The organism is Providencia sp. PROV040 (assembly GCF_032706145.1).
GTDB classification, from domain to species: Bacteria; Pseudomonadota; Gammaproteobacteria; order Enterobacterales; family Enterobacteriaceae; genus Providencia; species Providencia hangzhouensis.
In genome coordinates, this window is record NZ_CP120530.1 from 90,301 (window position 1) to 101,798 (window position 11,498).

Here is an 11,498-nt window from a genome sequence, read left to right on the forward strand (position 1 = left end):
GTGAGAAGCCGAAAGGTGAAGGACACACAGCTTGTTTGAGATTGACGTTCTGGTTTAGTGACGAAAAAAACTAAACGGGAACAAACAGAATTTGTCTGGCGGCAATAGCGCGGTGGTCCCACCTGACCCCATGCCGAACTCAGCAGTGAAACGCCGTAGCGCCGATGGTAGTGTGGGGTCTCCCCATGTGAGAGTAGGGAACTGCCAGACATTAAATTAGTGAGAAAGCCACCCATCGGGTGGCTTTTTTGCGTTTGGAGAAAAAAAGAAAAACAGGGGATGTTGAGTTTAGGTGGGGTGCTTAAGTTTTAGTTCCTTAGTTCCTCAGTTTCTTAGCTCCTTAATCCCTAATTTTAATCCCCTTTTTATCGCTTACTTTCTCATTAGACGATGTATTACACGTCTCTTCATCTTTTTTAACTACTCTTGGGGCTCCCCTCTATCTATCACCATCATTAATGAGCGTGCGTGATGCAAAGTAGTGAGTAACAGCTCACAGATTATTTAGGGTAGCGGAATTTTAATAAAATCAAATAAATATTGTGGATTGGGAGTTTCCCCATCACGGTGATGAATGATACCGCTTGAGTCAAAGTAGTCAGTAACAACTCACTTGTTGAAAGGGCGGTGGCTGTTGGCGATGGTGGGATGACAGGGGTAGGAGAAGCAATGGGGGAGAAGCGGTTGTATTGGTGTGCTGAATGGATATTTTAAATGCAAAGTAGTCAGTAACAACTCACCTCTCTTTTTAGCCGTATAGGGAATGGGCGAGGAGGGTAGGAGGAAAACTCAATTCCCTGTATTTAAGTGATAAATGTGATTAAGAAACATAAAGTAGCAAGTAAAAGCTCATAAATTGTGATGACAAAGAATATATATTTAGTGATGACTATATTTCAGGTTTCGTAATTATTGTATTGGGAGATTGAGATGGTAAATGTAATTGAAGGGGGCAAAATAGTAAATAACAGCTTTACAGCAAAGGTAGTAGAGGTAGGTTAGATAAGTTTATATCTCCGAGTGCAATTACTGTGTGATTTGACTCCCTGGTTGATAGATAATCTATGATCTATTAAAAATAGTAATGACTTAATGAAACTATCTGACAGGATTACTCTTAACTTGTCCTATAATGTTTATAGTTTTAATGGTTTTTATGGTGTTAATTAAGTAACCCAAGTAAGTCATTATTTGAACAATAAATTCATTAATATCAATAGATAAAAATAAAATAACCAATTTTACTCATAAATAAATTAACTATTTTGTTTGTATATTTTTAATGAATAAGTGCACGATTTTTTATTTTTTTATATAAAAATTGTTAAATTGATGTTTCAATTTCTTACATTTATACTGTGTTAGGTAGTTAATGGTATATCCAGCTATCACATTACCGATGAAATTTGCTTATAAGTGAAATTTTCAAAGGAAAGAAACTTACATCCAGATATGAAAGATAGGCCAGCTAAGCAAGTTATACCTTTTAATGAATGGTATTTCGTGTAAACAATATTTGTATAGCAAAGGTGGGTCAGATGAATAAATCAAAAAGCGCTAATCATCGAATTTTCGACCAAATTATTTCTGTAAATAAACAGAAAGAAAATGAATTTAATAATGGGCAAGACGGTGCAACTATTCTTTCTTTATTAGTGATGTTTTTTGTTCCTTTTTTACTGTTAAATACAGTGAGAAATACCCTTGGCATTGACTATAGCTTTGTCACTGTCATTGGAATGCTCGCTATCAGTGGGTTGATTACAGTAGTGCTGTATAAAAAATTAAAACTAGGTTCCCGATTCGCAGATAAAAATATTGTATTAGACCAGTTACTTTCTCGTTATACGCCGAAAAACAAGCAAGAATTTAAAAAATTACAAGAAGAAAGAAAAACAAGTTCAGCAGAGTTTTATTCATTAGTAGAAAATTGGGCTGATGTAGAAAGACAACACTATGCAAGATAGTATCGAATAACGAAAACAAAAATAAGTTCTTCAATATTATTAATATCCTTCTTTTCTCTACGTAGAAAGAAGGATTTTTTTATATAAAACTTCTGATAAAAAGAGTTAAATATACTATCAACTCCTTTATGTGATTTGATTTATCCTATTGATTTATAGGGTAATCTCAAGAGAAATAATGATGAAACTAAAAGAGGTTTAAATAAACTATTAATAAAAAACGGCTCGATACACTGAGCCGTTTGGTGTGGCAATAAAGTTAGGTTTAGTGTGATTTACCCTGCTCAATACCGAGTCCAATTTGTGAACGAACAAATTGCTCTTTAAAGCGCTCTCTTTCCATTTTTCCTTGTTCTGAATTATCTGTTACAGAGAATAGCCATGAAGCAACAAATGCAACAATCATGGAGAAGAAGGCTGGGTACTCATATGGATAGATTGGTTTTTCATGGTGAAGAATACTGACCCAGATGGTTGGTCCTAAAATCATTAAAACAACAGCAGTAATTAGCCCTAACCAACCGCCAGCCAATGCACCGCGAGTTGTCAGCTTACGCCAGTACATCGACAGTAAAATGATTGGGAAGTTACAACTAGCTGCAATAGAGAATGCTAAGCCGACCATGAAGGCAATGTTTTGTTTTTCAAACAAAATACCGAGGCCAATTGCAACAAAACCTAAGATAACAACGGTAATTTTAGAGACACGTAATTCATCTTTTTCATCCGCTTTACCATTTTTCATTGCCATCGCATATAGGTCATGAGAAACCGCGGAGGCGCCTGCTAAGGTTAAACCAGCAACAACAGCAAGGATAGTGGCGAATGCAACTGCAGAAATAAAGCCTAAGAAGAAATTGCCACCGACGGCATCTGCAAGGTGAACAGCAGCCATGTTTGTTCCACCGATAAGTGCTCCAGTAGCATCTTTAAATGCAGGATTGGAACTGACTAGAACGATGGCACCAAAACCAATAATAAAGGTTAGTATGTAAAAGTAACCGATAAATCCAGTGGCATAGAACACACTTTTACGAGCTTCTTTAGCGTCACTAACGGTGAAGAATCGCATAATAATGTGAGGGAGGCCAGCGGTACCAAACATCAATGCAAGACCAAGGGATAAGGCGGATATTGGGTCGGAAACCAGTCCTCCTGGGCTCATAATAGCAATACCATTTTTATGAACTTCAACGGCTTCTTTAAATAAGGTATTAAAGTTAAAGCCAACATGCTTCATAACCATAACGGCCATGAATGTTGCACCCGCTAATAACAAGATGGCTTTAATAATTTGCACCCAAGTTGTGGCTAACATTCCACCAAATAGGACATATAGCACCATCAATATACCCACAATAACAACCGCGACGTGGTAATTGAGACCAAATAACAATTCAATTAATTTACCCGCACCAACCATTTGAGCAATAAGATACAGTGCAACAACAACCAGAGAGCCAACCGCAGATAGAATACGAATTGGTCTTTGTTTTAATCGATAAGAAGCAACATCAGCGAAGGTATAGCGACCTAAATTACGTAAGCGCTCGGCAATTAAGAATAGAATGATCGGCCAGCCAATTAAGAAGCCAATCGAGTAGATTAAGCCATCATAGCCAGAGGTATAAACCAGAGCAGAGATCCCTAAGAAGGAAGCCGCAGACATAAAGTCACCCGCGATAGCCATCCCGTTTTGGAAACCGGTAATTTTCCCGCCCGCAGTGTAGTAATCAGAGCGAGAACGCGTTCTTTTTGACGCCCAGTAGGTAATATACAAAGTGAAGCCGACAAACAGTAAGAACATCACAATCGCCTGAATATTTACAGGCTGGCGTTCAACATCCCCTGTCAATGCATCAGAAAACGCCATTGATGAGGTAAAAAAGAGAATGAGTGAGAGCAATATTTTCATTTTTCTACCTCTTTTAAAATTTCTGCCGTTAAGCGGTCATATTCACCGTTGGCTCGGATGACGTAAAGCCCAGTGAGTACAAACGAAATGACGATTAGCCCTACACCAACAGGGATCCCTCTTGTTATGTATGAACCTTCGGATATTGGTGTTCCAAGCCAGCTTGGGTCAAAAGCGATAAGAAAAATAAAACCCACATACAGCACGAGCGTTATTGCAGATAACAACCATGAAAAGCGACTACGTTTCCTAACCAGTTCTTGAAAGCGAGGGTTATCCTCTACCTTTTCGTAAGCAGTAGCATTCATCAGAGTTCTCCTCTGTTATACTCGTCATACTTCAAGTTGCAGCTTTGTTGACTGCATTCACTCACACGAGTCACATACTTATGTATGCTCCTCGTGTTTCGTTCGCTTGTCGCCTAGCTGCACCTCGAATTATTTAGAGTAAACCATCTTGTTGGGATGTATGTAAGGCCGCCTCTATGAGTTGGCCTTTTGGCGTTATGACATACTCATAGACTGTTTTTCTTCGAGTAGTTTTTCGACAACACCTGGATCAGCCAGAGTGGAGGTATCTCCGAAATTACTGGTGTCTCCTGATGCAATTTTTCGTAGGATGCGACGCATGATTTTACCGGAACGGGTTTTGGGTAGTGAATCCGTCCAGTGAAGTACATCCGGGGTGGCAATAGGGCCGATTTCCTTACGAACCCAGTTGCGAACTTCGGTGTATAGCTCTGGTGATGGCTCAACCCCAGATATTAATGTGACATAAGCATAGATTGCTTGGCCTTTAATATTATGAGGAATACCGACCACGGCAGCTTCAGCCACTTTCGGATGTGCAACGAGCGCTGATTCTATTTCTGCGGTACCTAAACGGTGGCCCGAAATATTCAGTACATCGTCAACACGGCCAGTGATCCAGTAATAACCATCTTCATCACGACGAGCACCATCACCACTAAAGTACATGCCTTTAAAGGTTGAGAAGTAGGTTTGCTCGAAGCGTTCGTGATCGCCGAATAAGGTTCGGGCTTGGCCCGGCCATGAATCAACAATCACTAAGTTACCTTCTGTGGCGCCTTCGATAGGTTCACCAAGGTTATCGACTAATGCAGGGCGAACACCAAAGAATGGCAATGTTGCAGACCCTGGCTTTAACATGGTTGCCCCCGGAAGTGGTGTGATCATGAAACCACCTGTTTCGGTTTGCCACCATGTATCGACAACAGGGCAGCGGCTGTTACCAATTTTTTTATAGAACCATTCCCAAGCTTCAGGGTTAATGGGTTCCCCCACGGAGCCGAGAATTCGTAATGAGCTGCGATCTGTACCTTCAATGGCTTTATCGCCTTCGGCCATTAATGCGCGGATAGCCGTTGGGGCAGTATAAAGGATATTGACTTGGTGTTTATCAACCACTTGGCTCATTCGGTTAACTGCTGGGTAATTAGGTACCCCTTCGAACATTAATGTTTTAGCGCCATTGGATAATGGCCCATATAACAAATAGCTATGGCCTGTTACCCAGCCTACATCTGCAGTACACCAATAGACTTCACCTGGATGGTAGTCGAAGGTGTATTTAAATGTCAGTGTGGCATAGACTAAATAACCGCCAGTGCTATGCAGAACGCCTTTCGGTTTACCTGTAGAGCCTGAGGTATATAGGATGAACAGCGGGTCTTCTGCGTTGATTTCTTCTGGAGGGCAATCTGCACTGACGCCTTTGATGACGTCGTGCCACCAGAGATCACGGCCTTCTATCCAGCTCGGCGCGTTGCCTGTGCGTTGGTAAACAATCACATTAGAAACCGTTGTGACTTGTGGGTTGGCGAGTGCGTCATCCACATTTTTCTTTAATGGAATTGCGCGGCCAGCACGTAAGCCTTCATCTGCAGTGATGATGAGCTTCGCTTTACAGTCGATAACGCGACCAGAGACCGCCTCAGGGGAGAAACCAGCAAAAATGACCGTATGTATAGCACCAATACGAGCACAAGCTAGCATCGCGACAGCAGCTTCGACAACCATCGGCATGTAAATGGCGACGACATCACCTTTACGGATCCCTTGTTGTTTTAGGACATTAGCAAACTGACAAACATCATGGTGCAGTTCGCGGTAAGTGACATTTTTTGACGATGAAGGGTCATCGCCTTCCCAAATAATCGCAGTTTGGTCGCCTTTTTCAGCCAGATGGCGATCCAAACAGTTAGCACTTAAATTTAATGTACCGTCTTCAAACCAGCGGATATCGATGTGCCCGGGGTCAAAAGAGGTGTTTTTAACACGAGTGTACGGTTTAATCCAATCAACGATTTTTCCTTTTTCGCCCCAAAATCCTTCAGGGTCTTGAATCGAGCGTTGGTACTCATCGTTATACTGTTGTTCGTTTATCAGGGCATTTTTTGCAATTTCAGCAGGAACGGGATGTTTAGTTATTTGAGTCATATTATTATCTCCTTGCAGATGTTAATACTATGTCAAAAAATGGTTAACTAAAGCACGATTTTTAAATTTGTTTTTCTTTTGCGCGGAAGATCACGTATTAATTGTAATGAGATTTGCAGGATTATCATTTGATGCTAAATGTCAAATTGACATATAAATCTAAAAATATAATAAAAGGTGGATTTAAAGAAAAATAAATGGCGGGGTTGTTGGTATTAGTTACTGAATAAACAAGTTCTCATAGCGAATATAAATATCCATACATTTCTCATGGGTTTGATAATGATTTTCATTAACAGTAAAATAACTATAATAGATAGTTATTCACAAGGTGCGAAGTTACGCAAGTGTTTACCCTATGAGCCTTGTGGTAAAAATGAGAAACATAGCGGTATTTACGTCACTGGAGACAATAATATGAGTTATACATTACCTGCTTTACCTTATGCTTATGATGCGTTGGAACCACATTTTGACAAGCAAACCATGGAAATCCACCATACTAAGCACCATCAAACCTATGTGACTAACACCAATACAGCGTTAGAAAAACTACCTGAATTAGCAGGTTTAGATATCGATGTTCTGATTCAAAAATTAGACCAAATTCCTGCTGATCAACGTACGTTTGTTCGTAACAACGCAGGTGGCCACTCAAACCATAGTCTGTTCTGGAAAGGTTTGAAATTAGGTACTGAATTAAAAGGCGAATTAAAAGCTGCGATTGAGCGTGATTTCGGTAGCGTTGATGCATTCAAAGAACTGTTTGAAAAAGCAGCTGCAACCCGTTTCGGTTCTGGTTGGGCATGGCTGGTTCTGAAAGATGACGGTAAATTAGCTGTAGTTTCAACAGCGAACCAAGACAGCCCATTAATGGGTGAGGCTATTTCAGGCGCATCTGGTTACCCAATCATCGGTTTAGACGTATGGGAACACGCTTATTATCTGAAATTCCAAAACCGCCGTCCTGATTATATTAAAGCATTCTGGTCAGTTGTGAACTGGGATGAAGCAGCGGCACGTTTTGCAGCGAAAGCTAAATAATCTTATAAGATAACGTAATTTGCTATAAGCGCAGCGTTAATGCTGCGCTTTTTTTATGCCTACAATTTGATATCGATTCCAAAACTTTACTTTTTATTGTTAAATAAAACTCATTATCATTTAAAATATTGGTTATTAATTTATTTCAATAATGATATGGATTTAGTTTGTTGATAAATAAGGAATAAATAAAAATGGATCGTTTAGCAACACACTTAGTCATGGGGATTGACCTTGGGACAAGTAACAGTGCGGTAAGTTTGTGGTTAGATGGCAAATCAGTCCTAATTCCTAATCTACAAGGAAACGTTCTAACACCTTCTGTGGTTGGTTTAGATGATGAAGGCCAGATTATCGTAGGACAAGCTGCTCATGAACGTTTACAAAGTCATCCTAATATAACTAAAGCGAGTTTCAAACGTTATATGGGAACCGATGCCACTATAACACTAGGTAAGCTTGTATTTCGTGCTGAAGAAGTCTCCGCTTTGTTGTTACGTCAACTTAAAGATGATGTTGAAGCATGGTTAGGTTATGCCGTCAAAGACGCCATAATTACAGTTCCTGCTTATTTTAATGATGTCCAGCGCCGCGCAGTTAAAACAGCGGGGCAGCTTGCTGGGTTGAATGTTGTAAGGTTATTAAATGAGCCAACAGCTGCTTCACTTGCTTTTGGGTTACTCGAAAATAAAGAACATAAATACCTCACATTTGACCTAGGAGGGGGCACGTTTGACGTATCGATCATCGATATGTTTGAAGGCGTTATCGAAGTTTGTGCTAGTAGTGGTGATGTACGCTTAGGCGGTGATGATTTTCGTGAAGTGATTTATCAATGGATGTTGAAAAAGTACCCCGAATTACACAAAGATCAGTTTCTGATACGGCCTGAATTATTGAAATTGTCGGAACATCTCAAGTTAGCCTTGAGTCAAGCACCAGAATGCTATGTTTCTATGCATTGGAATGAGTCAGATTTTGAATGGAAAATGACAGAACAAGAGCTAGCTACTTGTTGTCAGCCTTTATTAGCTCGTCTTCAACAACCTATTTTACAGGCATTGCATGACTCCCGTTTTTCGCTTAATGATCTTGACGATATATTGCTAGTGGGAGGGGCGACACGTATGCCTCTCGTTAGACAAACCGTAGCTCGTCTTTTCGGGCGATTTCCACGGCATGATTTAAATCCTGATGAGGCAGTTGCTTTAGGGGCTGGTGTCCAAGCAGGTATGGTAATGGCAGATTGCGCTTTGGATGATATCGTTTTAACCGATGTCATGCCATTTTCATTGGGGGTTGATACCACGAAACAGCATGGTGAGCGTTTTGAATTTGGTTACTATCTTCCTATTATCGAACGCAATAATTTCTTGCCTATCAGTAAAATGCAGGAGCTAAGTACAATTGTAGATAACCAAGAGCATATTTTACTCAAGGTATATCAAGGTGAAGCTCGCCTAGTCAAAGATAATGTTTTCCTTGGGGAATTAAAGATAGATATTCCTCCACGACCAGCCGGAGAAGTGACGATTGAAGTTAGGTTTACTTACACGGTTGATGGTTTACTTGAAGTTGAGTGTCATTATCAAGGTAGTCCTAAGGTTTACCGGTTATTGATCGAAAAGGTACCTGGCCAAATGAGTGAGACACAAATTTCAGCCAGCTTGGCAAAAATTGCAGGGTTAAAGCAGCATCCAAGGGATATGCCTGAAAATAGAGAATTGTTAGCCCGTTGTTCTCAATTATATGAATTCTTGCTCGGTGATGACAGACTTTGGGTCGATAAGATAACAACTGAGTTTGAGATAGCATTAAATAGCCAAGATTTACGCTTGATCGCAACATTTCGCCAGCAAGTTGTTCAATTTTTGAAACGATATGAAAGGGATTTGCATTAATGGATATGTGGCAAATATTGGGAATTCCGTTCACTCATGATGAAAAAGAAATCCGTAGGGCTTATGCAAAGCAACTCAAAAAATATCGACCCGATACTCATCCAAAAGAGTATCAGCAGCTAAGAGAAGCATTTGAAAATGCAAAAAACGTATCCTCTTATCAAGTGAGTTCTCAGCCTGAAGTTGCTTCTGAAGACGAAAGTTATGGTGAAGCCGTATTATTAAATGACCACACCGGGTATCAAGATATTTATTTTTCTGATTGGTTATCAAATACATTTGTAGCAGATGAGCCTTTACCTGCTATAGCAGTGGCTGAAACTGTTTATACCCAAGATGAAATTGATACTGTCGCGAGCCTGATTGTGGAAAATGAAAGCAAAGGGAAGGCCGCGCTATCTTTTCTTTGGGCTCATGTGATGGAAAAAGGCAATTTACACATTTTTGCTCAGTTTCATAAGGATTTTGCCAAAGCATTATCACAACAGCAGGGCTTAATGGAATCGACCGTAGATTGTGCTTCTGAATTATTGAATTGGCAGTTAAATGATTATAATTCAGACAGTGTGGTTCCAATGTTTATTCAAGAAGGTATTCAAAATCAATTACGTAAAACTGCTGTTGAACGTGCATGGCAAGATTGCGAAATTGAAGCATCACATAAGTACTCGATCTCAGCATTTACAATGCAATTTTTAATTGGAAAGCAGGCAGAAGTGACTGGGTGGATGCGGTTAGTACCTGGGGTGCTGGATTTGTTGATGAAGCAATATCAGCAGTTGATACAAAATTACCCAGAGCTTGCAGATCGAGTTAATCCAGCAGTGGCCGCTTTTTTCAGTCAACCTAGAGTATGTTTTTCTCTTTCTCATTTATTTCTTCTTATGTTTTGGGGAAGTATATTTTGTATTGCGGCACCGTCTCCGGATATCGATAATCGGGTTATTATCGCAGTTGCGATGATTTTTATTTTCTATTTATATCTTAGTGATGCGTTATTATTTTTCTTTTTAAATAAAAATAAAGACACTTCTGGTGCTATATTTTTATTGGTAGATTTTCTATTTTCGATAATGGTGCTAACAGGGATATATGTATTCATTATGTCTGTCATTGCTGACGTAGTGAATATTACAATTAAAGGTGGTGATAATCAGGTGGGAACTATCATGTTTAGCGGTATGTTCTTGTTAATGATCATCTGGCAAATAGTACCAAAGACAAAAGGGATACCAAAATTGAGGTTACCAGGGATAACCGTATCGCGTATTCTTGGGTTTCCATGGATATTTTTAAAGTGGTTTAATTCTTGGTGGATTACGCTCACTTGGGGGCTATTGATATATATTATTTTAGAGCTAACATTGATAGGAGCCCTGCTAAAAATTAGTGAGGTTATTAACCATGGGTTATGGTAACTTGAACACAGTAACAGTTATTTCATCCTATGTGAGTATTAAGGTGTGATCTTGCATGAAAGTATCTCCCCAAGTTTTTATCGGTAAAGTCCAAGCAACCCAGTTTTGTGGGCACAGCGCTATTCATAAGCAAGCTGCCGATGGGTTATTGATGTTAGGGCAATTGGGACTTGATGGCGATGAACAAGCTGAAAAACGCTTCCATGGCGGGCCTGATAGAGCACTTTGCCATTATCCTCGTGAACATTATGATTTCTGGGTAAATGCGTATCCTGATTTAGCCGATTTATTTGTTGCCTCTGCATTTGGGGAAAATATATCAACATTGGGTATGAGTGAAGAAAATGTATTTATTGGGGATATTTTTGCATGGGGTGATGCGCGTATTCAGGTCACTCAGCCTCGTTCCCCTTGTTATAAGCTCAATAGGTTAACGGGAATTGAAAATTTTGCACAAATGATGCAAGACAATGGGCGCTGCGGTTGGCTGTACCGTGTCATTAAAACAGGCAATGTTAGTGAAAATGCGCCATTAACATTATTGAGCCGCAATAGTGATATTTCAGTACAAGAAGCCATTATGATTGCATTTCACGCCCCTTATGATGAAGAGCTGTATCAGCGGCTTTTAAGTGCTGCAGGGTTATCCGCAAGTTGGAGCTTAACCATGCAGAACCGTTTAGATAACCACCGAATTGAAGAGTTTAAGCACCGGTTGTTTGGTAAGCGTTAATATAAAGCAATGTGCTTATGGTAAAGAGAGTATTTGGCCATAAGCACTTGCTAGCAATATA

8 protein-coding genes and 1 rRNA gene are annotated in these 11,498 nt (G+C 39.9%); 6 read left to right on the forward strand and 3 right to left on the reverse strand.

What is annotated here, in order from left to right; genetic code table 11:
* Positions 1-94 precede the first annotated feature (94 nt).
* Positions 95-210: ribosomal RNA gene (gene rrf / locus P3L40_RS00375) — 5S ribosomal RNA — on the forward strand.
* 1,328 nt (positions 211-1,538) lie between these two features.
* A complete protein-coding gene (locus P3L40_RS00380) occupies positions 1,539-1,967 on the forward strand; it encodes a hypothetical protein (RefSeq protein ID WP_036958622.1) in 429 nt (142 codons plus the stop codon).
* Positions 1,968-2,232: 265 nt separating this feature from the next.
* Here the strand turns inward: P3L40_RS00380 and actP are convergent, their stop codons facing one another.
* From actP to acs, 3 genes are all read right to left on the reverse strand, one after another.
* Positions 2,233-3,882, reverse strand: coding sequence for a cation/acetate symporter ActP (gene actP / locus P3L40_RS00385; RefSeq protein WP_004263246.1), 1,650 nt, complete (start codon positions 3,880-3,882; stop codon positions 2,233-2,235).
* The gene (locus P3L40_RS00390; RefSeq protein ID WP_004263244.1) at positions 3,879-4,190 is read right to left on the reverse strand and encodes a DUF485 domain-containing protein; all 312 of its coding nucleotides are present in this window, start codon (positions 4,188-4,190) and stop codon (positions 3,879-3,881) included. Before P3L40_RS00390 ends, actP begins: the two co-directional genes overlap by 4 nt.
* Positions 4,191-4,385: 195 nt before the next feature.
* Complete coding sequence (acs, locus tag P3L40_RS00395; protein ID WP_210852471.1) at positions 4,386-6,341, reverse strand: acetate--CoA ligase; 1,956 nt, start codon at positions 6,339-6,341, stop codon at positions 4,386-4,388.
* 417 nt (positions 6,342-6,758) lie between these two features.
* Between acs and sodA the strand changes: the two genes are divergently transcribed.
* The 4 genes from sodA (at position 6,759) to yiiM (ending at position 11,437) form a co-directional block, all read left to right on the forward strand.
* Positions 6,759-7,385, forward strand: a complete 627-nt coding sequence (sodA, locus tag P3L40_RS00400) for a superoxide dismutase [Mn] (RefSeq protein ID WP_094962904.1) — start codon at positions 6,759-6,761, stop codon at positions 7,383-7,385.
* A 194-nt stretch (positions 7,386-7,579) separates the two neighbouring features.
* A complete protein-coding gene (locus P3L40_RS00405; RefSeq protein ID WP_228677535.1) occupies positions 7,580-9,286 on the forward strand; it encodes an Hsp70 family protein in 1,707 nt (568 codons plus the stop codon).
* Positions 9,286-10,704, forward strand: a complete 1,419-nt coding sequence (locus P3L40_RS00410; RefSeq protein WP_172766710.1) for a J domain-containing protein — start codon at positions 9,286-9,288, stop codon at positions 10,702-10,704. Before P3L40_RS00405 ends, P3L40_RS00410 begins: the two co-directional genes overlap by 1 nt.
* A 55-nt stretch (positions 10,705-10,759) precedes the next feature.
* Positions 10,760-11,437 (forward strand): 6-hydroxyaminopurine reductase, encoded by a 678-nt coding sequence (gene yiiM / locus P3L40_RS00415; RefSeq protein ID WP_136135280.1) that lies wholly within the window; start codon positions 10,760-10,762, stop codon positions 11,435-11,437.
* Positions 11,438-11,498 lie beyond the last annotated feature (61 nt).

What these genes read in the sequence shown, in the direction of transcription:
- sodA (WP_094962904.1), top strand. Translation starts at nt 6,759, where the DNA reads ATGAGTTATACATTACCTGCTTTACCTTATGCTTATGATGCGTTGGAA.
- P3L40_RS00380 (WP_036958622.1), top strand. Translation starts at nt 1,539, where the DNA reads ATGAATAAATCAAAAAGCGCTAATCATCGAATTTTCGACCAAATTATT.
- actP (WP_004263246.1), bottom strand. Translation starts at nt 3,882, where the DNA reads ATGAAAATATTGCTCTCACTCATTCTCTTTTTTACCTCATCAATGGCG.
- yiiM (WP_136135280.1), top strand. Translation starts at nt 10,760, where the DNA reads ATGAAAGTATCTCCCCAAGTTTTTATCGGTAAAGTCCAAGCAACCCAG.
- acs (WP_210852471.1), bottom strand. Translation starts at nt 6,341, where the DNA reads ATGACTCAAATAACTAAACATCCCGTTCCTGCTGAAATTGCAAAAAAT.
- P3L40_RS00390 (WP_004263244.1), bottom strand. Translation starts at nt 4,190, where the DNA reads ATGAATGCTACTGCTTACGAAAAGGTAGAGGATAACCCTCGCTTTCAA.
- P3L40_RS00410 (WP_172766710.1), top strand. Translation starts at nt 9,286, where the DNA reads ATGGATATGTGGCAAATATTGGGAATTCCGTTCACTCATGATGAAAAA.
- P3L40_RS00405 (WP_228677535.1), top strand. Translation starts at nt 7,580, where the DNA reads ATGGATCGTTTAGCAACACACTTAGTCATGGGGATTGACCTTGGGACA.